The 21,127-nt window shown below is 64.3% G+C and carries 19 protein-coding genes; 5 read left to right on the top strand and 14 right to left on the bottom strand.

The window, feature by feature from the left end; translation table 11 throughout:
* Positions 1-26: 26 nt before the first annotated feature.
* Positions 27-1,088 (bottom strand): YeiH family protein, encoded by a 1,062-nt coding sequence (locus tag ACIPZB_RS24280; protein ID WP_400643068.1) that lies wholly within the window; start codon positions 1,086-1,088, stop codon positions 27-29.
* Between the two features lie 110 nt (positions 1,089-1,198).
* On the opposite strand from ACIPZB_RS24280, the gene ACIPZB_RS24275 reads away from it, so the two are divergent.
* The gene (locus ACIPZB_RS24275) at positions 1,199-2,086 is read left to right on the top strand and encodes a LysR family transcriptional regulator (protein ID WP_400643067.1); all 888 of its coding nucleotides are present in this window, start codon (positions 1,199-1,201) and stop codon (positions 2,084-2,086) included.
* Between the two features lie 129 nt (positions 2,087-2,215).
* On the opposite strand, the gene ACIPZB_RS24270 is transcribed toward ACIPZB_RS24275, so the two are convergent.
* Both ACIPZB_RS24270 and ACIPZB_RS24265 read right to left on the bottom strand, forming a co-directional pair.
* Positions 2,216-3,625: a purine-cytosine permease family protein gene (locus ACIPZB_RS24270; protein WP_400643066.1), complete on the bottom strand. Its 1,410-nt coding sequence runs from the start codon at positions 3,623-3,625 to the stop codon at positions 2,216-2,218.
* Positions 3,626-4,023: 398 nt separating this feature from the next.
* Positions 4,024-4,476: an Lrp/AsnC family transcriptional regulator gene (locus ACIPZB_RS24265; protein WP_008093867.1), complete on the bottom strand. Its 453-nt coding sequence runs from the start codon at positions 4,474-4,476 to the stop codon at positions 4,024-4,026.
* Between the two features lie 110 nt (positions 4,477-4,586).
* Here ACIPZB_RS24265 and ACIPZB_RS24260 point away from each other — a divergent pair, with 110 nt between their 5' ends.
* From ACIPZB_RS24260 to ACIPZB_RS24250, 3 genes are all read left to right on the top strand, one after another.
* A complete protein-coding gene (locus ACIPZB_RS24260; protein ID WP_400643065.1) occupies positions 4,587-5,201 on the top strand; it encodes a LysE family translocator in 615 nt (204 codons plus the stop codon).
* Between the two features lie 146 nt (positions 5,202-5,347).
* Positions 5,348-5,980, top strand: a complete 633-nt coding sequence (locus tag ACIPZB_RS24255) for a LysE family translocator (protein ID WP_400643064.1) — start codon at positions 5,348-5,350, stop codon at positions 5,978-5,980.
* Positions 5,981-6,068: 88 nt separating this feature from the next.
* Positions 6,069-8,234, top strand: coding sequence for a response regulator (locus ACIPZB_RS24250; protein WP_400643063.1), 2,166 nt, complete (start codon positions 6,069-6,071; stop codon positions 8,232-8,234).
* Here ACIPZB_RS24250 and ACIPZB_RS24245 read toward each other — a convergent pair.
* From ACIPZB_RS24245 to ACIPZB_RS24200, 10 genes are all read right to left on the bottom strand, one after another.
* The gene (locus ACIPZB_RS24245) at positions 8,214-10,040 is read right to left on the bottom strand and encodes an ATP-binding protein (RefSeq protein ID WP_400643062.1); all 1,827 of its coding nucleotides are present in this window, start codon (positions 10,038-10,040) and stop codon (positions 8,214-8,216) included. The two genes, ACIPZB_RS24250 and ACIPZB_RS24245, sit on opposite strands and share 21 nt — an antisense overlap.
* Positions 10,041-10,208: 168 nt before the next feature.
* Positions 10,209-10,772, bottom strand: coding sequence for an NUDIX hydrolase (locus tag ACIPZB_RS24240; protein WP_400643061.1), 564 nt, complete (start codon positions 10,770-10,772; stop codon positions 10,209-10,211).
* A 2-nt stretch (positions 10,773-10,774) separates the two neighbouring features.
* Positions 10,775-11,539 (bottom strand): GntR family transcriptional regulator, encoded by a 765-nt coding sequence (locus ACIPZB_RS24235; RefSeq protein WP_008100866.1) that lies wholly within the window; start codon positions 11,537-11,539, stop codon positions 10,775-10,777.
* Between the two features lie 89 nt (positions 11,540-11,628).
* The gene (locus ACIPZB_RS24230) at positions 11,629-12,018 is read right to left on the bottom strand and encodes a carboxymuconolactone decarboxylase family protein (protein WP_008100863.1); all 390 of its coding nucleotides are present in this window, start codon (positions 12,016-12,018) and stop codon (positions 11,629-11,631) included.
* A 202-nt stretch (positions 12,019-12,220) separates the two neighbouring features.
* Positions 12,221-12,706: a flavin reductase family protein gene (locus ACIPZB_RS24225; protein ID WP_008100861.1), complete on the bottom strand. Its 486-nt coding sequence runs from the start codon at positions 12,704-12,706 to the stop codon at positions 12,221-12,223.
* A 12-nt stretch (positions 12,707-12,718) separates the two neighbouring features.
* Positions 12,719-14,200, bottom strand: coding sequence for an aldehyde dehydrogenase (locus ACIPZB_RS24220; RefSeq protein WP_400643060.1), 1,482 nt, complete (start codon positions 14,198-14,200; stop codon positions 12,719-12,721).
* Positions 14,197-15,030, bottom strand: coding sequence for an alpha/beta fold hydrolase (locus tag ACIPZB_RS24215; protein ID WP_400643059.1), 834 nt, complete (start codon positions 15,028-15,030; stop codon positions 14,197-14,199). Before ACIPZB_RS24215 ends, ACIPZB_RS24220 begins: the two co-directional genes overlap by 4 nt.
* A 66-nt stretch (positions 15,031-15,096) precedes the next feature.
* Positions 15,097-15,693 (bottom strand): amino acid synthesis family protein, encoded by a 597-nt coding sequence (locus ACIPZB_RS24210; RefSeq protein ID WP_003256068.1) that lies wholly within the window; start codon positions 15,691-15,693, stop codon positions 15,097-15,099.
* Positions 15,694-16,010: 317 nt separating this feature from the next.
* On the bottom strand, positions 16,011-17,054 hold the full coding sequence (locus tag ACIPZB_RS24205; protein WP_400643058.1) for an LLM class flavin-dependent oxidoreductase: 1,044 nt from the start codon (positions 17,052-17,054) through the stop codon (positions 16,011-16,013).
* A 66-nt stretch (positions 17,055-17,120) separates the two neighbouring features.
* Positions 17,121-17,606 (bottom strand): flavin reductase family protein, encoded by a 486-nt coding sequence (locus ACIPZB_RS24200; protein ID WP_012314149.1) that lies wholly within the window; start codon positions 17,604-17,606, stop codon positions 17,121-17,123.
* Between the two features lie 318 nt (positions 17,607-17,924).
* Between ACIPZB_RS24200 and ACIPZB_RS24195 the strand changes: the two genes are divergently transcribed.
* Positions 17,925-19,322, top strand: coding sequence for a purine-cytosine permease family protein (locus ACIPZB_RS24195; RefSeq protein ID WP_400643057.1), 1,398 nt, complete (start codon positions 17,925-17,927; stop codon positions 19,320-19,322).
* Positions 19,323-19,456: 134 nt separating this feature from the next.
* On the opposite strand, the gene ACIPZB_RS24190 is transcribed toward ACIPZB_RS24195, so the two are convergent.
* Positions 19,457-21,067, bottom strand: a complete 1,611-nt coding sequence (locus ACIPZB_RS24190) for a methyl-accepting chemotaxis protein (RefSeq protein ID WP_400643115.1) — start codon at positions 21,065-21,067, stop codon at positions 19,457-19,459.
* Positions 21,068-21,127 lie beyond the last annotated feature (60 nt).

Raw genomic sequence — 21,127 nt, 5'->3', positions numbered from 1 at the left:
ACATCCTTCTCTGCCACCACCTTATGTCATGCGAAGAGCTTTTGCACACCCAGCGTGATCGCGATCCCACCCCCCAGCAGCCACAGGTTGAGAATCGCCCCGGTAGCCAGCGCACGCGGCCCGGCCTGGCGGATCTGGCTGTAGCGGGTCTCCATGCCCAGCGCGGTCATGGCCATGGTCAGGGCGAAGGTGTCGAGGTCGTTGATGACGTGGGTCACGTTGCCCGGCAGGATCTGCAGCGAGTTCACCAGCACCAGGCCGAGGAAGCCGAAGGCGAACCAGGGCAGGGCGATGCGGCCTTTGCCGTGAGCGTGGTTCGCCTGGCGAGCACGGTTGATCCACACGCCCACCACCAGCAGCACCGGTACCAGCAGCATCACCCGGGTCATCTTGACGATGGTGGCGATGTGCGTGGCCTCAGGGCTGATATTGCTGGCCGCACCCACCACCTGGGCAACCTCATGGACAGTGCCGCCGAGGAACAGGCCGGCGCTCATGGTGTCCAGCGGCAGCCAGCCGGCATTGATCGCCAGTGGGAAGATGAACATCGACAGGGTACCGAACAGCACCACGCTGCCCACCGCCATGGCGCTCTTGTGCGGTGCACTGCGCAGCGCCGATTCGAAGGCCAGCACAGCGGCGGCACCGCAGATGGCACTGCCGGCAGCGGTCAGCAGCGCGGTGTCGCGGTCCAGCTTGAACAGCTTCATGCCTACCCACAGGCCGATCAGCAGGGTGCTGACCACTACCAGCAGCGACACCGTCAGGCCCGACCAGCCGACTTCGGCAATTTCCTGCAGGCTGACCCGCAGGCCGAAGAAGGCCACGGCGATGCGCAGCAGTTTGCGTGCGGAGAAGTTGATACCCGCCGCCCAACTGGCCGGCACGCCATCACGCAAGGCGTTACCGTACAGGGCGCCAGCGACGATGCCGACGATCAATGGGCTGATGCCCAGATTAGCGATGGCAGGTATTGCCGCCAGTTGCGTGACGGCAACGGCAAACAACGCGACGAACAGGATGCCATTGAGCTGCCCTCGGGTAGAGAGGGTGGGCGCAAAAGCGGGGTTGGACGGAGCCGTGGCCATGTGAGTCCTCCGGGACATTTTTTGACATGGCTTACGTTAATCTGGTTATAAGCTTATAAAAAATCGTAATTCAGGATGTGAAATATCCGTTTCACTGATACTTTGGATTCATGACCCCTGAACAGCTGATAACTTTCGCCACCGTTGCCGAGCACGGCAACATCAGTCATGCGGCCCTGGCCCTGCATCTTTCCCAGCCGGCGGTCTCCGGCCAGCTCAAGCTGCTGCAGGAGGCGTTCGGCGAGCCGCTGTACCAGCGTGCCGGCCGGGGCGTGCGCCTTACCGCTGCAGGCGAACAGTTGCTGGCCCATGCCGAGCGCCTGCGCGGTACCTTCCGCCAGGCTCAGGCACTGCGCGAGGCCATGCGCGGGCTGGAGCGCGGCACCTTGCGCATCGGCGCCAGTACGACGCCGGCCAGTTACCTGCTGCCCTACCTGATCGCCGATTTCCATGCCCGCTACCCGGACGTGGTGGTGAGCACTTCCCACGGCAACACGGCAGAAATTGTCGCCGACCTGGGCAGCGTCGATATCGCCCTGATCGAGGGGCCGCCTGGGCAGGAACTGCCCTTGGGCACGGCGGTGACACCTTGGCGGGAGGACGAGATCGTGGCCGTGGTGCCCAGCGGCCACCCGTTGGCCGACGAGGAGCAGCACGCCCTGGAGGCGCTTGGCCGTTACCCGTTGGTGTTGCGTGAGAGCGGTTCCGGGGTCAGGCAAGTGGTCGAGCGAGCGTTCGCCCGCAGCGGCGTGGCGATGCGCGTGGCGATCGAGATCGCCGGGGTGGAAGGGGTGAAGGAGGCCGTGCGGGCAGGGATGGGGATCGGCTTCGTGTCGGCGATGTCGATTCGCCATGAGGATGGGGTGTTGCGGCAGGTGCGCATTGCGCCGCAGCCGCTGGTACGGCGTTTTTCGATTTTGCTGCCCCATGCTGCCACGCCATCGCGGGCGGCAGCGCGGTTTCTGGAGCTGTGCCAGGCGCCGACCTACCTGGTTTGACGCTGAAGGCTGCTATTTACCCTGTGGCAGCTTCTAGAAATTGAGCAAGCCGGCTCCCACATGTAAGGCAGCACGCCGTACCTGTGGGAGCCGGCTTGCCGGCGATAGGGCCCGTGCAGGCAAAGCTACTTAAGCAGCAGCTACCTTGGCACTCATCTGCCGACGACGATAGGCACTGTCACGGCTCGCCAGCCACCAGTACAGCGGCGAGGTGATGACCAGCCCCACCAGCCACGACAGGTCGGCACCGTTGATGTGCTCGGAAATCGGCCCAACGTACAGCGGCGTGTTCATGAACGGGATCTGCACCACGATGCCCACCGCATAGGCAAGCAGCGCCTGCGGGTTGTAGCGCCCGTAGATACCGCCATCGACCTTGAAGATCGACTGGATGTCGTAGTCACCCTTGTGGATCACATAGAAGTCGATCAGGTTGATCGCCGTCCACGGCACCAGTACCACCAGCAGCACCAGCACCATGTCGACGAAGTGGCCGATGAAGTCCGCCGAAGCGAACACCGCCACCACGCAGCAGGCCGCCAGCACGATCAGCGACAGCACCGCACGGCTCTTCGCGGTGGGGATCCAGCGGTAGGCGAAGGTCTGGATCAGGGTGATGATCGACAGCACGGCGCCATACAGGTTGAGGGCGTTGTGGCTGATCACGCTGAGCAGGAACAGCACCAGCATGATCGGGCCCAGGGTGCCGGTGGCCAGCTTGACCGCATCCATGGTGTCCATGCCGGCGGGAATCGCCAGCACCGCCACCGCGCCGAAGATGAACGACAGGCTCGAACCCAGGGCCGAGCCCAGGTAGGTGGTCCAGAAGGTCGAGGAGACTTTTACGTCGGCCGGCAGGTAGCGCGAGTAGTCCGACACATAGGGGGCGAAGGCGATCTGCCACAGCGCCGCCAGCGACACGGTGGCCAGCCAGCCGGCCAGGTTGAAGCCGCCGCGGGTCAGGAAGTCATCGCTCTGCACGTGGGTGAAGATGTAGCCGAAGCCGACCACGATGCCGATACCCAGCACCCAGGTGCCGATGCGGTTGAGCACGTGGATGAAGCGGTAGCCGATGATGCCGATGATCCCCGAACCCAGCGCGCCGATGACGATGCCGACGGGCACCGGCACGGTATCGACCACGCCATGCAGCGATTTGCCGGCCAGCACGATGTTGGACGCGAAGAAGCCGATGTACATCACCCCGGCGATCACCACCACCAGCAATGCGCCGAGCGAGCCGAACTGGGCGCGGCTCTGGATCATCTGCGGGATGCCCATCTGCGGGCCCTGGGCCGAGTGCAGTGCCATCAGCACGCCGCCGACCAGGTGTCCGACCAGGATGGCGACGATGCCCCATACCAGGTTCAGGTGAAACAGCTGCACGCCCAGCGCGCCGGTGACGATGGGCAGCGGCGCGATGTTGCCGCCGAACCACAGTGTGAACAGATCCCTTACCTTTCCATGGCGGTCTTGCGGGGGCACGTAGCCGATCGTGTGTTTTTCTATGAGGGGTGCCGAGTTGGCTGCACTGGTCATGACTGACTCCAAGGCAAGGTTGGGCAACGGGGGCTGCCCGGGTACGTGCCGGCGAAGGGCGACGCGTTCTTGTTGGAGCGATGATGCGGGGTGCGGGGGCAAGGAGAAATTAGTAAATATGTGCCCATAAACGTTAAAAAACCTAAGGCTGACAAAAGGTTAAGGGACGAGTGGTAGCAACAAGCGGGCCACCGGGCTGGAGGGCCCGGGCTTGGGGTGTTGGAGGGGGAGCGTGGTCAAACGGGTGTGTCGGGTTGGTGCGGGGTGCTCGTTTGCAGTGCAGGTGAATGGGGCGCCTTTACCGGCCCTATCGCCGGCAAGCCGGCTCCCACAGGGTCACCACCGCCCCCCATGTGGGAGCCGGCTTGCCGGCGATGAGGCCGGTACAGACAACCCCTCTACATCGGCAGTATCCGATCCTGAATCACTTCCTTCATCACCAGCGTCGAGCTCAACCGCTTCACATTGGGAATGCTGGTCAACTGCTCGTCATACAGCTTCTGAAACGCCGGCAAGTCCTTGGCCACCACATGCAGCAAGTAATCGGGATCGCCAAACAGCCGCTGCGCCTCGACGATCTGCGGTATCTCGCTGACTGCCGCTTCGAAGTCTGCCACCGGTTGGCGGGTCACTTCACGCAGGGTGACGAACACCAGTGCGGCAAAATTCAGCCCCAACGCGCTCGGCGCCAGGCGCGCGTGGTAGCCGAGGATGGCGCCGCTCTCTTCCAGCGCCTTGAGCCGCCGATGGCAGGGCGACAGGCTGAGGCCCACGCGGTCGGCCAGTTCGGTCACCGAGAGGCGACCGTCTTTTTGCAGCTCGGCAAGGATTTTTCGGTCTGTGCGGTCCATGGAGGGAGAATCTTCCAGTAATCGTGCGTATTCGGGAAATATACGGAAGAAAATCCTCCGACGAAATCTTTACGCTTTCTTCACCGCCAACCTGTGAAGGAAGACTCAAAGTGGCAATCAGTGTGCTGACGGCGTTCTGGGCCGTGTCGTTGTTGTTCGTGATTACCCCTGGGGCCGACTGGGCCTACGCCATCTCGGCGGGCATGCGCGGGCGCTGGGTCATGCCGGCGGTGGTGGGCATGTTGTCGGGGCATTTTCTCGCCACCCTGGTGGTGGCGGCGGGGGTGGGCAGCCTGCTGGCCGGTCACCCGTTGGCGTTGACGCTGCTGACGTTGGCCGGCTCCGTCTACCTCCTGTGGCTGGGCGGCAATCTGCTGCTCAAACCTTCGGTGCCCGAAGCGGGGCAGGGCGATGCCGAAGAATCCGGTTCGCGCTGGGCGTTCAAGGGCTTTTGTGTCAGCGGGCTCAATCCCAAGGTGTTTCTGCTGATCCTGGCCTTGCTGCCGCAGTTCACCGATCCGCAGTCGAGTTGGCCGGTGCCGCTGCAGATCGTGCTGCTGGGGCTGGTGCACCTGTGCAGTTCGCTGGTGATCTATTCGCTGGTGGGGTATGGCGCCAAGGCGGTGTTGAGCACCCGGCCGGAGGCGGCGAAGAGGGTGGGCAGGGTGTCGGGGTTGGCGATGATTCTGGTGGGCATGGGGTTGATCATCGGGCAACTGGGCTGAAGTCACTGGCCCTATCGCCGGCAAGCCGGCTCCCACAGACGGTGGTGTCCCTGTGGGAGCCGGCTTGCCGGCGATAGGGCCGCTACAGACGCCAGCCAACCCCTCGGATACACTCGCCTCACCTAATCGCCCAGCAGGACGCCCCCATGCCCGACACCGCGCAGTTGCTGACCTTCGCCCTGATCTGCCTGGGCATGGTCCTGACCCCCGGCCCCAACATGATCTACCTGATCTCCCGCTCGATCTGCCAGGGCCGCCAGGCCGGGCTGATTTCCCTCGGCGGCGTGGCCCTGGGCTTCGTCATCTACATGTGCAGCGCCGCGCTTGGCATCACCGCGCTGATGATGGCAGTGCCCTTTGCCTACGACGTGCTGCGCATCGGTGGCGCGCTGTATCTGCTGTACCTGGCCTGGCAGGCACTGCGCCCCGGTGGCCGTTCGCCTTTCCAGGTCCGCGATCTGCCCGCCGACAGCCCACGACGGCTTTTCGGCATGGGGCTGGCCACTAGCCTGCTCAACCCCAAGATTGCGGTCATGTACCTGTCGCTGATGCCGCAGTTCATTCAGCCGGACCATGGCAGCGTACTGACCCAGTCACTGGTGCTGGGTTCGACGCAGATCGCCATCAGCGTCACGGTCAATGCACTGATCGCGACCATGGCCGGCTCGATCGCCGTGTTCCTCGCCGGGCGGCCGCTGTGGCAGCAGGTTCAGCGCTGGCTGATGGGCACCGTGCTGGCCGGCCTGGCTCTGCGCATGCTGGCCGAAGGGCGCCGTTGATCATTCGGTAAAAAACTCGGGAACGAACCGTCGAGCGCTCATCTCCTATCCATCAGATGGATGGCAATGTGCCTGGGACTTCCGAGACATGAAAGTGCTTCAGCAACACGACACCCAGAACCCGCCACTGCACTTCCTGCTCAACGGTGGGGGCATCGGCAGTCTGCTGCAGTCGATGGACTGGAGCGATTCCCCACTTGGCCCGCCAGAGACGTGGTCACCGCACTTGCAGGCAGTGATGGCCACGCTGCTGCCGGCCCAGGCGCAATTCGTGCTGTTCTGGGGTGCGTCGTACGCCGCGCTCTACAACGACGCCTATGCACCGACCATCGGCACCAAGCACCCCCAGGCATTGGGGCGGCCCGGTGAAGAAAACTGGCGTGAGCTGTGGGATGACCTCGAACCCCTGCTGCGCGGGGTGCGGGAAACCGGCCAGACCTTTTCGGCCAAGGATCGGCCCTTCTATATAGAACGCCGCGGCCTGGGCGAAACCGTGTACTTCGACGTGTCCTACTCCGCCGTGCGCGAGGCCGATGGCAGCGTCGGCGGGGTGCTGTGCCTGGTCACCGAGACCACCGAGCGGGTGCGCTTCCAGCAGCGTCAGGCGTTTCTGCTGGAGCTGAGCCGGAGCTTGGCGGGGCTGGGCGAGGCAGAGCGTATCGAGGCCTATGTCGTCAGTCGCCTGGGCCAACACCTGGGGGCGGCGCAGGTCTATTTCGGCGAAGACAAAGGCGATGGCGCAGGCTTCAAGGTCGCCCATGACTGGGCCGACGGCGTGCCATCGTTGGTCGGCCAGCACCGCTACGCGACGTTCGGCGCAACGTTGCGCGAGCAACTGGTGGCGGGCCGGGTGATGCAACAGGCGTATGACAGCGTGTCGACGCCGCTGAGCGGCCAGTTCACCATGCTGCATGTCCCGGTGCTACGTGGCGGTCGCCTGGAGGCGGTGCTTGGCGTGCACTTTCGCAACCCACGGCACTGCTTCGAAGACGAATGTCAGCTGGTGGAAGACGCCGCCAAGCAAGCCTGGGCGGCCATTATCCATGCCCGCGCAGAACGTGCCCTGCACCTGCTCAACGAAAGCCTGGAAGAGCGCGTCGCGGCGGTGCTGGCAGAGCGCGAGGCGGCGATGCTGCAGCTGCACGAAGCGCACAAGCTGGAAATGATCGGGCAATTGACCGGTGGCATTGCCCATGACCTCAACAACATGCTCACGCCGATCATCGCCTCCTTCGAGCTGATGCGTCGGCACCCGCAGTCCGAGCGGGCTCCGCGCTTGATCGACGGCGGTCTGCAGGCCGCGGAGCGGGCGCGCAACCTGGTCGGACGCTTGCTCAGTTTCGCCCGCCGGCAGACCCTCAAGCCGCAGGCCGTGTCGCTGGCCGAGCTGGTGGAGGACATGCGCGAGCTGATGGCCCGCTCGCTGGGGCCGACCATCGCCGTGCAGGTGCAGATCGACCCGACACTGCCAGCGGTGGTGGTCGATCCGCATCAGCTGGAGCTGGCCCTGCTCAACCTGGTGGTCAATGCCCGCGACGCCATGCTCGACGGCGGTGTCCTCAGCATCGCCGCCGGGCTCGATCCCGATGACCCGCAGAGGCCTGCGGGGGGGGCTGGCGCACAGCTGGTCTGGTTGCAGGTCCGCGACAGTGGCAGCGGCATGAGCGAAGAGCAGCTGCGCCGTTGCATCGAGCCGTTCTATTCCACCAAGGGCGTGGGCAAGGGCACGGGCCTTGGCCTGCCGATGGTCCAGGGGCTGGCGGTGCAATCGGGTGGGGGCTTCGAAATTCGCTCGCGACAGGGGGAGGGGACGGTAGCCACGTTATGGCTGCCGATCAGCGATGTCGCGGCGGTTGGCCGAGACAGTGAGATCATCGACGTGCCTTTGGCTGCCCGTGCGGCCCGGGTGCTGCTGGTGGACGATGAGGAAATCGTGCGACATGCCACGGCCTTGCAGTTGAACGACCTGGGCTACGAAGTGACCGAAGCCGCCAGCGCTGCGGCAGCGTTGCGGCTGCTGGAGCAGGGTTGGATGCCCGATGTTTTGGTGACCGATCACGTCATGGCCGATATGACCGGGGTGCGTTTTGCCCAGCAGCTGCGCGAGCGCCAGGCCGACCTGCCGGTGCTGATCATCACCGGCTACGCCAACCTGACGCCCAAGGAACTCAAGGGCTTCGAGGTGCTGCGCAAACCGTACCGGCGCTCCGAGCTGGCGCAGAGTGTGGCGCGGTTACTGGCCGCCCAGCGTTAGCGGCGGTTCATTCGTGGCCTCGGCGAGTTCGGCAGACGGCGCTGCTTGCGGCAGGTACAAGGTAAAGGTCGTGCCCTGACCGTCGACGCTGGTCACCTCGACATCGCCCCCGGACTGCTTGGCGAAACCGAACACCTGGGAAAGGCCCAGCCCGGTCCCCTCACCGGGCGCCTTGGTGGTGAAGAACGGGTCGAAGATGCGTTCGAGCAGCTCGGCGGCGATGCCAACACCGTTGTCCACCACCGAAATGGCCGCGAACGCCCCGGCTTGCGCAGGCAGGCCGCGCAGGCCAGGCATGCGCTGGTCGGCCAGCAGGCGCAGGCGCAAGGTGCCTTCGCCGGCCATGGCATCGCGGCCATTGAGCATCAGGTTGATCACCGCAGTCTCGAGCTGGCTGAGGTCGGCGCGGATATGGCAAGGCATTTGTGGCAGCTCCAGTTCAACCTGGATCCTCGCCCCGGTGGCGGTATCGAGCATATCGGCCATGGCCTGCAGGCGCGGCCCGGCCTCGAACACTTGCGGGCTCAAGGCCTGCCTGCGGGCGAAGGCGAGCAGCTGGCCGGTCAACTTGGTGCCGCGGTCGACGGTGTCGGCCATGGTCTTCAGGTAACGTTCGCGGCGGCTTTCGTCGAGGTTGGGGCGCTGCAGGAAGTGCAGCGACGAGCGGATGATGGTCAGCAGGTTGTTGAAGTCATGGGCCACGCCACCGGTCAGTTGGCCGATAGCTTCGAGTTTCTGCGTCTGGCGCAATACGGCTTCGGTGTGCAGCAGCTGGCGGGTGCGTTCTTCGACGCGCTGTTCCAGGGTTGCGTTGAGCGCTTCCAGGGCCGCCATCGCCTCGCTCACTTCAGCGTGGGCCTGGATCCGCTGGATATGGGACCAGCAGCGCTCGGTCACTTCGCGGATCAGCGCTTGTTCGTAATCGGTCCACTGCCGTGGCGCGTTGTCGTGGATGGCCATCAGTGCCGTCAGACGGCCCTTCTTGATCAGCGGCATGCAGATGGTCGCGGTAATGCCGATGGCCTGGAAGGTCGCGGCTTCCTCGCTGGCCAGCTCGCTGAGGTTGTCGTTGATCACCAGGGGCAGGCCGCTGCGTAGGCGGCTGACCGCCAGGCGGCCAAAGTCGGCCAGGCGGTACTGGCCCACCAGCCGGGGCGAGCCCGCTGCCACCGAGTCGCCACAGATAGTGAAACCGTCTTCGTCGGCGTCCATCACGGCATAGGCGCAGCTGGACAGTTGCAGATGCATCACCAGCATGCCGGTGGTGATGGCCAGCACCCGGTCCGGGTCGGTGGCGTCGGCCATGGCACGCCCGAGGTTGTCGAGGAACGCCAGGCGCTGGTTGGCGACCACGCTGTTGGTGGTTTCGGTGACGGTGTCGAGCATGCCCAGCACAGCGCCATTCTGGTCGCGTATGGGGCTGTAGCAGAAGGTGAAGTAGGCGCGTTCCGGGCCGCCATTGCGCTCGATGGTCAGCGGGAAGTCCTCGATGTACACGGCCTCGCCGGCCAAGGCACGGTCGGCCATGGCCGCGATGTCGGCCCAGGCTTCCTGCCAGACCTCGCGAAAAGGTTTGCCCAGGGCTTGTGGTTTCTTACCGAGGATTTGCGCGAAGGCGTCGTTGTGCAGGGTCAGCAGGTCCTGCCCCCAGAGCACGGCTTGGGGGAAGCGCGAGGCCAGGCACAGGGCCACAGTGGTCTTGAGCACGTCGGGCCAGGTGTCGATCGGGCCCAGGGAGGTGGTGGTCCATTCGTGGTGGCGGATGCGTTCGGCCATCAGCCCGCCGCCGTCTAGCCATTTCGCCATGTGCTCTGCCTTTCCATTTGCCTGGGATGATAAGGGTGCACCGAGAATGGCAAGTTGGCGAGGGTATTGTGTCGCTTGCAGCGGCCCCATCGCCGGCAAGCCGGCTCCCACAGAGTCACCACCGCCCCGTGTGGGAGCCGGCTTGCCGGCGATGGGTCCGCTGCAGGCTCAGCGAATGAAATGCACCTTGCCGGTATCGTCATTGCCCATGTAGATCCCGTAAACCCCCGCCTGGCGCTCAAGGATGTAGCGCTCGAGAATCTGCCGGATGGCCGGGTAGTAGATCTCTTCCCAGGGAATCTCGTCCGGCTCGAAGAACTTGTAGGCCAGCGTCTCCGGCCCATACTGCCCGGTCTCTTCGGTAGCGATGGCGCGGAAGATGATGTACACCTCGGAGATTGTAGGCACGCTGAAGATCGAATACGGCGAGACGATTTCGCCACGCACGCCACTCTCTTCCCACACCTCGCGCAATGCCGCCTGCTCGGTGGTCTCGCCGGCCTCCATGAACCCGGCCGGCAAGGTCCAGGTGCCGGGGCGCGGCGGGATCGCACGCTGGCACAACAGGTACTTGCCATCGCGTTCGATGATGCAGCCAGCGATGATCTTCGGGTTGATGTAGTGGACGTAGCCGCAGCTGGTGCAGTGCAGGCGTTCGTGGGTGTCGCCTGTGGGAACGCCCCGGGCCAGTTCCGTGGTGCAGTGCGGGCAGTAGCGCGGGGCGGTGGGCATGGTCAGCGGCCTGTGCGGGGTTGTATGCGTGGCTCCTTGAGGGCCAGGGGCTCGACGATGTCGCGCACCTTGGTGTTGTCGTCCTGCTTCTGTCGCAGGTAGTCCAGGGCCACCTTGGCGGCAGCGCGGACGTGATCGACCGAGGCCTGGTGAGCGGCCAGCGGGTCGCCGCCCTTGATCGCCTCGACGATCTTTTCCATTTCACGGTTGCTGGCGCCGCGGCGGTTTTCCTGTGACACGGAGGTGGCGCGCAGGTAGCTGATGCGTGCCTGCAGCTGGCGCAGCTGCTGCGCTGCCACTTGGTTGCCGGAGCCTTCCAGGAGCACGTCGTAGAAGCCTTGCACCGAATCCAGCACCTGTTGCAGTTCGCCTTCCTCGAGCGCCTCGCGGTTGACCTCCAGCGCCCGCTCCAGGGCGCGGATGTCCTTGGCCTTGGCGTTGAGGGTGAACAGCTGCACGATCAGGCCTTCGAGCACGCAGCGCAGCTCGTAGATGTCGCGGGCATCTTCCAGGGTGATGATGGCCACGCGCGGGCCCTTGGCGTCGGCGAATTCCACCAACCCTTCGGACTCCAGGTGGCGCAGGGCTTCGCGCACCGAGGTGCGGCTGACCCCGAGGCGGTCGCAGAGGTCGCGCTCGACCAGGCGGTCGCCCGGGAGCAGGTGGAAGTTCATGATCGCGCCACGCAGCTTGTCGAGCACGATTTCACGCAGGGTAACGGGGTTGCGGTTGACCTTGAAGCTGTCGTCGAGTGGCTGGCGTTTCATCAGGTGCGCTCTTTTAAGAGGCTGTTGCGCCAACATCACGGAGCACCCCGAACCGAGGCACTCCTTGCAGTGGTTCGAACAGCCCGTTGTTAACGGGTTGACTCCGCATCGGCTTCGGCGAACGCTTCGCGGGCCAGGCGGAAACTGTCCACCGCCGCGGGCACGCCGCAATAAATGCCGACTTGGAGCAGGATCTCGCGAATCTGTTCACGGCTCAGGCCATTGCGCAATGCGCCGCGTATGTGCAGCTTGAGCTCGTGGGGCCGGTTGAGCGCGGAAATCATGGCCAAGTTTATCATGCTGCGCTCTTTGAGCGACAAGCCTTCGCGGCCCCAGACGTGGCCCCAGCAGTACTCGGTGACCAGCTCCTGCAGGGGCTTGGTGAAGTCGTCGGCGTTCTGGATGGAGCGGTTGACATAGTCCTCGCCCAGCACCTGGGTGCGGATCTGCAGGCCTTTCTCGTACTTTTCGTTGCTCATTGCTTCGCTCCGAATGAAAACAGGGGCCGCAACCGAGTGGTGAGGGATAGCGCGGCCCCTAAAAAGGGGTGTACGGGACCGCTTCGCGGCCCAATCGCCGGCAAGCCGGCTCCCACAGGTACAGCGCAGGGCCCAAGGTATGTGGGGCGCCTGTGGGAGCCGGCTTGCCGGCGATTGGGCTGCAAAGCAGCCCCTCTCAACATCAACCCAAGGGCGGCAACGCGCCCAGTTTGCCCTTGTGGTAGACCATCGGCGTCACCGCCTGCTCCGGCAGCACCAGGTTCATCACCGCGCCAACGATGATCGCGTGGTCACCGCCGTCGTACTCGCGCCACAGTTCGCACTCGATGATCGCCGTGGCCTTGGCCAGCAATGGGTTACCCAGCTCGCTCAGGTGCCAGTCGATGCCCTTGGCCTTGTCCTTACCCTTGCCAGCAAAGGCATAGGCCTCGGCGGTCTGGTCGGCGGACAGCAGGTGGATGGCGAACTGCTTGCTGTCGCGCAGGATCGGGTAGGTGTCGGAGGCGTAGTTGGGGCAGAACAGCACCAGCGCCGGGTCGATCGACAGCGCGCTGAACGCGCTGGCAGTGATACCGACGATGCCGCCGTCGGCGTCCAGGGTGGTGACCACCGTGACGCCGGACGGGAAGGAGCCCATCACGTCTTTGTAGATGCCGGGTTCGATCATCGAGTTTTCCTCCTAGCGCATCACGAACGGGTCGGGCATCGGCGCGGTGGACAGGTTGATCCACACGGTCTTCAGCTCGGTATAGGCCAGCACCGAATCGATGCCACTTTCACGGCCGTAGCCGCTGTTCTTGAAGCCGCCGATCGGCGCCATGGCCGACACCGCACGGTAGGTGTTGACCCAGATGATCCCCGAACGCACGTCGCGGGCCAGACGGTGGGCACGGCCCAGGTCGCGGGTCCAGATGCCGGCCGCCAGACCGAACTGCGAGTCGTTGGCGATGGCCAGGGCCTCTTCCTCGGTCTTGAAGCGGATCACCGCGGCGACCGGGCCGAATACCTCTTCCTGCATGATGGTCATCGAGTTGCTGTCGCACTCGAACAGGGTCGGCTCGTAGAACCAGCCATCACCCTCGACCTCGGCACGCTTGCCGCCCATGTGCAGCTTGGCGCCTTCGGCCTTGGCCGCCGCCACCAGGCCTTCGACCACGGCCAGCTGTTGCGCGGTGGCCATAGGGCCCATTTCGCTGGCGTCATCCTGCGGGCTGCCGATGCGGATGCGTTTGGCACGGGCGATCAGGCGCTCGACGAATTCGTCGAAGATCTCGTCCTGCACCAGCAGCCGCGAACCGGCCACGCAGCTCTGGCCGGAGGCGGCATAGATGCCGGCCACGGCGCCGTTGATGGCGCTGTCCAGGTCGGCGTCGGCGAAGATGATGTTCGGCGACTTGCCACCCAGCTCCAGCGACAGCTTGGCGAAGTTCTCGGCACTGCTGCGCACTACATGGCGGGCAGTGGCGGCGCCGCCGGTAAAGGCGATCTTGCGCACCAGCGGGTGGCGGGTCAGCGCCGCGCCCGTGCTTGGGCCATACCCGGTGACCACGTTGACCACGCCCGGCGGGAAGCCGGCTTCATGAGCCAGGCGGGCCAGTTCGAGGATGGTCGCCGAGGCATGCTCGGAAGGCTTGAGCACGATGGTGTTGCCCGCCGCCAAAGCCGGGGCCAGCTTGATCGCGGTCAGGTACAGCGGGCTGTTCCACGGGATGATCCCGGCCACCACGCCGATCGGCTCGTGCACGGTGTAGGCGAACAGGTCGGGCTTGTCCAGCGGCAGGGTGCCGCCTTCGAGCTTGTCGGCCAGGCCCGCTGTGTAGTGGAAGAACTCCGGCAGGTAGCCGACCTGACCGCGGGTTTCGCGGATCAGCTTGCCGTTGTCGCGGCTTTCCAGCTGGGCCAGGTGTTCCTTGTTCTCGGCGATCAGGTCACCCAGGCGGCGCAGCAGCTTGCCGCGCGCGGTGGCGGTGATGCTGCGCCATTCTTTGCTGTCGAAGGCGCGCTGGGCGGCCTGCACGGCCAGCTCGACATCGGCTTCGTCGGCGTCGGGCAGTTGCGCCCAGGCCTGGGCGGTGGCCGGGTTGAGGCTGTCGAAGGTCTTGCCGCTCTGGGCATCGCGCCATTGGCCGTCGATGCACATCTGGAAACGAACGAGGGTCATGCAACAATCCCCTTGGCGGATTCGGTGAGGGTGCGGGCTTGGCTGAGGAAGTCCAGGAGCATCTTGTTGACTTCCCGTGGTGCCTCTACCGGCATCATATGCCGTTGCTCGGCGAGGACCACGCTTTGCGCGCCTGGAATGCTGGTGGCGAGCTGGCGGGTCATGGCCGGGGTAGAGCCTGCGTCGAGTTCGCCGGTGGCGATCAGCGTCGGCACCTGGATGCTGCCCAGGTCGGCTGCGCGGTACATGTCCTGGGTGGCGAACAGTGAGTAGGTGGTGTGATAGCCCTGCGGGTCATTGCTCGCCAGCACCTGGCGAATCGCGGCGACCTGCGCCGGGTTGGCGGCCTTGTATTCACGGCTGAACCAGCGGTCGAGCGCGGCATCGACGTTGGCGTCGGGGCCCAGTTGCGCGGCCTGGGCGGCGCGGGCGATGACCCCGGCGCTCTGCTCGGGGGTGCGGTTGAACACGCTGTTGAGCACCACCAGCGCAGACAGGCGCTGCGGGTATTCCAGGGCAAAGGCGCGGGCGACCAGGCCCCCCATGGAGAAGCCGATCACAGTGGCCTGGGGGATCTGCAGGTGGTCGAGCAGTTCCGCCAGTTGGGCGGCATAGCCTTCCAGGCCGATCTCGGCCGGGGGCAGGGCGCTCTGGCCGTGGCCGAGCATGTCGTAGGCGATGACGCGGTAGTCGTTGGCCAGGCCCACGAACTGCCCGCCCCACATTTCCTTGTTCAGGCCCACGCCGTGGATCAGCACCACGGGTTGGCCCTGGCCTTGGACCAGGTAACTGGTGCCGGCCGGTGTACGTTCAGCGACAGGCTGAATCATGGAGGGCGCTCCTTGAAGGTCGGGCGTGGCGCATGCACGCCACGCCCCGGCCCGTCTGGTTTGTTGTTATTGAGCGTTGGCTTTTTCGGCAGCCAGTTCTTCCAGGTCGATGTAGCGGTTGCCGATGCGCGGGTGCAGGCGGCCGCCGTCGGCGGCACCGAGGACCACGACGATCTCGTCGGCACGCGGGGCGTCTTCGATCTGCATTTCCAGGGTGATGTAGTGCGAACGCAGGCCTTCGTCGTCCTTCTGCATCATCGGGATCTGGATTGAGGTGCCTGGGCCGCCGCGCTTGTTGGTGAAGCTCAGGTAGCTCTTGGCTTGTACCGCTTCGCGGTAGTGGTTGCCGAAGCGCAGGGTGTGGATCACGGCGGAAGCGTGCTCGATCTCACCGTCGGCACCGACCACGGCGGCCTTGCCATAGGCTTCGATCTTGTCGGCACCGCCGATGGCGGCGGTCAGGCGCTCGACCATCAGGGCACCCAGTTCGGAACAGTTGGCACGGATTTCCGGCTTCAGATCTTCAACGAAACCGCGACCGGCCCATGGGTTCTTGATCACGACGGCCAGGCCGACCATGGTCACCGGCTTGTCGGTGGCCTTGCCGCCTTCGATGCGGGTCTCTTCGGAGTAGGTGACGATCTTGCGGATTTCGAAACTCATGGGGGGCTCCTGGTGAGGGTTATCAGCTCTTGTTGTCTGATGGTATACCATAATATTTGTTGTGCAAGAGGTGCTTTGAAATTTCTCGGGCGGGGGGGACGAAAGGTGGGCTGATGCCTTGATTCATGGGCTGTCTGTACGGGCCCTATCGCCGGCAAGCCGGCTCCCACAGGAGTGCAGTGGAGTACCTGTGGGAGCCGGCTTGCCGGCGATAGGGCCGGTACTGCCTAAGCACCTCTCAAAAAAATGCCCGCTCGCGAAGGCCACAAGGGCCCCGGGAGCGGGCTGATCCCACAACTACTTCAGGCAATGGGAATTCAGGCGAACGCCGGCACCACTTCCTTGATGAACAGCTCCAGCGACTTCTTCTTCTCGGCGTGGGGCAGGCTGTTGTCGCACCAGAAGCTGAACTCGTCGACGCCCAGTTCCTGGTAGTACTTGATGCGCGCGATGATCTCTTCGGGGGTGCCGATCATGGTGTTCTTGCGGATGTTCTCAAGCGCGAAGGCCGGCACCTCGGCGAACTTGGATTCCGGGCTTGGCTCCAGGAAACCATTGACCGGCGTGGTCTTGTTGCCGAACCAGGCGTCGAAGGTGCGGTAGAAACGCGAGATGGCCTGGGCACCGACTTTCCAGCCTTCCGGATCGGCCGGGCTATGCACGTGGGTGTGGCGCAGCACCATCAGTTGCGGGCGTGGCACCTCGGGGTTGTTGTCCAGGGCAGCCTGGAACTTGTTCTTCAGGTCCAGCACTTCCTCATCACCCTTCATCAGCGGGGTGACCATGACGTTGCAGCCGTTCTTGACCGCGAAGTTGTGCGAGTCCGGGTCACGGGCGGCGATCCACATCGGTGGCATGCCTTTTTGCACCGGTTTCGGCACGCTGGTGGAGGTCGGGAACTTGTAGACTTCGCCTTCGTGGGCGTAGTCGCCTTGCCACAGCTCGCGCACCGCCGGGACCATCTCGCGCAGGGCCTTGCCGCCGTCGGTGGCCGGCATGCCATTGGCCATGCGGTCGAACTCGAACTGGTAGGCGCCGCGGGCCAGGCCCACTTCCATGCGGCCGTTGCTGATCACGTCGAGCAGGGCGCATTCGCCGGCCACGCGGATCGGGTTCCAGAACGGCGCGATGATGGTGCCGGCGCCCAGGCGGATCTTCTCGGTGCGGGCGGCCAGGTAGGCCAGCAGCGGCATCGGGCTTGGCGAAATGGTGTATTCCATGGCGTGGTGTTCGCCGATCCACACGGTGCTGAAACCGCCGTTCTCGGCCATCAGGGTCAGTTCGGTCAGGTCTTCGAACAGCTGGCGATGGCTGACCTGTTCATCCCAACGTTCCATGTGCACGAACAACGAAAATTTCATGGGGCTTTCCTCGGAGCTTGAAAGTCTCGCCTGGCGCGCCAGGCGTCAGTAATAACGATAGGCGTCTCAGGCGAAGGCGGGCAGGCTGGCCATCTTGCCGCGGCAGTACACCATCGGCCGTGGCGCTTGCTCGGGGACGATCAGGTTGTGCACCTTGCCGACCATGATGGCGTGGTCGCCACCTTCATACTCGCGCCACAGTTCGCATTCGATCACGGCAGTGGCGCCGGCCAGGACAGGATTGCCCAGTTCGCTCAGGGTCCACTCGATGCCGGCCGCCTTGTCCTTGCCTTTTTTCGCGAAGGCATAGGCTTCGGCCTGTTGCTCGCCAGACAGCAGGTGGATGGCGAAGCGCTTGTTCTTGATCAGCACCGGGTAGGAGTCGGAGCTGTAGTTGGGGCAGAACAGCACCAGCGGCGGGTCCATCGACAGGGAGGAAAAGGCGCTGGCAGTGAGGCCGACGATCGAGCCGTCGTCGTCCAGGGTAGTGATGACGGTGACGCCCGACGGGAAGGAACCCAGGACGTTCTTGTAGACGGTTGCGTCGATCATGGCGAGTACCTCGAAAGGGCTGCGGTGGTCCGCGGTTTTTTATCGTTGATGTGTCTGATGGTATACCGTAATACTCGATTTGCAAGCGGAATTTCGCAACGCCGCAGATTCACGATGAATGGCGCAAAGCCGCATGAGCAGGGGCTTTGACCAGTGCGCAAGGCTTTGGCGCCGACTGCTGAACCGGATCAGTTACAGATTTTTAGACCGCAGCAGTGTTGTCAAAAGCTTGGAATACCATAATATGGTCCGCAGCTGAGAGGCCGCCTTGATGCGGTTTCCTTACAAAGATAAAAACGACCTTTCGAGCTGAATCCTATGTCCCAACCGTCATTGCAACACCAGTTTGTCGAGAATCACACGGTCGATTACGTTCCACCTGCCGAGCGCCATGGGAAGGCGCGCGACCTGTTCACCCTCTGGTTCAGTACCAACATTGCGCCACTGCCCATTGTCACCGGCGCCATGGTGGTGCAGGTGTTCCACCTGAACCTGTTGTGGGGCCTGATCGCCATCGTGCTGGGTCATCTTCTGGGGGGCGTGGTCATCGCCCTGGCCTCTGCGCAGGGACCGCAGCTGGGCATTCCGCAGATGGTCCAGAGCCGTGGCCAGTTCGGCCGCTATGGCGCGTTGCTGATTGTTTTCTTCACGGCGCTGATCTACGTCGGCTTCTTCATTTCCAACATCGTCCTGGCGGGCAAGACCATCCATGGCATCGCGCCAAGCGTGCCGATGCCGGGCGCTATCGTCATCGGTGCCCTGAGCGCCACGGCCATTGGTGTGATCGGTTACCGCTTCATCCATATCCTCAACCGCATCGGGACCTGGGTGATGGGCTCGGCGTTGTTGGCCGGCTTCATCATGATGTTCGTTCAGGACCTGCCCGCCGACTTCTTCAGCCGGGGCGCGTTCAACCTGTCGGGCTTCATCGCCACCGTGTCGCTGGGCACCATCTGGCAGATCAGCTTCTCGCCGTACACCTCCGACTACTCGCGCTACCTGCCTAAGGAAGTCGGCATCGCCAAGCCGTTCTGGGCCACCTACTTCGGCGCCACCCTGGGTACCATCCTGTGCTTCAGCTTCGGTGCGGTAGCGGTGCTGTGCGTACCGGAAGGCACCGATGCGATGGACGCGGTCAAGCAGGCCACTGGCTGGCTGGGGCCGATCCTGATGGTGCTGTTCCTGCTCAACATCATCAGCCACAACGCCCTCAACCTGTACGGTGCAGTGCTGTCGATCGTCACCGCGATCCAGACCTTCGTCGCCCAGTGGACGCCCAGCATCAAGGTGCGGGTGATCCTGGCCTCGGTGATCCTGGTGGCTTGTGGCATGGTGGCGTTGAATGCTTCGGCGGACTTCATCGGCCAGTTCATCGGCCTGATCCTCGCGCTGTTGCTGGTGCTGGTGCCGTGGGCTTCGATCAACCTGATCGACTTCTACCTGATCAAGAAGGGGCAGTACGACATTGCCTCGATCTTCCAGGCGGATGGCGGCATCTATGGGCGCTTCAACCACCACGCGATCATCGCCTATGCGTGCGGGATCCTGGTGCAGCTGCCGTTTGCCAATACGGCGCTGTATGTGGGGCCGTATTCGAACATTGTCGAAGGGGCGGACTTGTCGTGGCTGTTCGGCTTGATCGTGACGGTGCCGCTGTATTACTGCCTGGCGACGCGGGGCAAGGGTGCCGAGAAGGTTGTGCTGACCAATATCTGAAGAAGGGGCTGCTTTGCAGCCCATCGCCGGCAAGCCGGCTCCCACAAGTACTCCACAGTGCTTGAAGTCTGTGCTGTACCTGTGGGAGCCGGCTTGCCGGCGATGGGCCGCAACGCGGCCCCAGCTGTTTCAGATCAAACCTTGAACTGCGCCACCATGCCATTCAAATCCACCGCCAAACGCGACAGATCCTGCGCCGCCGCACTGGTCTGATTGGCCCCCGCCGACGTCTGCATCGCCAGATCCCTGATATTCACCAGGTTGCGATCCACCTCCCGCGCCACCTGCGCCTGCTCCTCCGAAGCACTGGCAATCACCAGGTTGCGCTGGTTGATCGAGGCAATCGCCTCGGCAATCACCTCCAGCGCCTGCCCCGCACCCTCAGCCACTGCCAGCGTCCCGGTGGCACGCCCCTGGCTGCTTTGCATGGCTGTCACTGCACGCCCGGTGCCGTTCTGGATCCCGGCGATCATCTGCTCGATCTCCGCCGTGGACTGCTGGGTGCGGTGGGCGAGGGCGCGCACCTCGTCGGCGACCACGGCAAAGCCACGGCCCGCCTCGCCAGCACGCGCGGCCTCGATGGCGGCGTTGAGTGCCAGCAGGTTGGTCTGCCCGGCAATCGCGCCGATCACGTCGAGCACGCGGCTGATCTCGTTGGCGTTGGTGGCCAGCTGTTCGATCTCGGCAGAGGTGCCGGTCACGTCTGCCACCAGGTGCTGCAGCGAGGCCAGCGCCTGGTTGACCTGGTCGCGCCCGTCACGGGTGGTGCGGTCGGCGCCCTGGGAGGCGTCGGCGGTACTCACCGCGTTGCTCGCCACTTCTTCCACGGCAACGGTCATCTGGTTGACGGCGGTGGCCGCCTGGTCGATTTCCGCGCTCTGCTGGTGCAGGCCGCGGCTGGTGTCCTCGGTGACGGTGTGCAGCTCTTCCGAGGCCGAGGCCAACTGGTCGGAGGAGGCAGCGATCTTGCGGATGGTGTCACGCAGGCTGGCCTGCATGCGGCCCAATGCCCGCAGCAGCATGGCGGGTTCGTCGCGGCCAGTGACCTGGATGTCCTGGGTCAGATCGCCGGTGGCCACACGTTCGGCCACGGCCACTGCATCGGCCAGCGGTACGACGATGCTGCGGGTGAGCAGGGTAGCAATGGTGGTCAGGGCGAGGATGATCACCAGCAGCGAGCCGATGATGGCGTTGAAGGCCTGGTCGGCCACGTCGCTGCTGCGTTGCGAGGCCTGTTCGGCGCCGCTGCCGTTATAGACGATCAGCGCGGCCATGGCCTTCATCATGGCGTCCGCATGCTGGCTTAGCGAGCTGTTGATCTGCTGCTTGGCTTCGGTCATGCGCCCGGCGAGGATGTCCTGCAGTACCCGCGCCTGAAGGTCGCGGTACTGATGGTGAGCGGCATAGAAGGCGTTGTACAGGGCGCGGTCGTCGGCGGCGATGATGGTGCTCTCATAGTGCTTGAGGTCACCGTCGAGCTGGGAATTGATGCTCTTGAGCAGTTCGACGTTGCGTGCCTGTTCGGTGGGGCTATCAGACAGCGCGGCGCGCAGGGTGACCGCGCGGGCGCGGCCGAGGTTGCTGCTGATGTCACTGAGGGCGACCACGGCAGGCATCCAGGTGACGCGGATCTGGTCCGTGGCCTTGTCCATCTGCCGGGTTTCGTAGAGTGCGAGCAGGCCCATGAACAGGACCAGGGTGCCCAACAGGGCGAATACGCTGGCAGCGCGAATACCGATCTTCATGTTCCGTAACTGCATGGAAATGCTCCTTGACGGTGGCGTGCAGAGCGTCAAGAGCGGGGG

Source organism: Pseudomonas sp. NPDC089396 (assembly GCF_044749545.1).
GTDB lineage: Bacteria > Pseudomonadota > Gammaproteobacteria > Pseudomonadales > Pseudomonadaceae > Aquipseudomonas.
The sequence above is the reverse complement of the archived record's forward strand: the minus strand, read 5'-3'. Positions and strand labels throughout refer to the sequence as shown.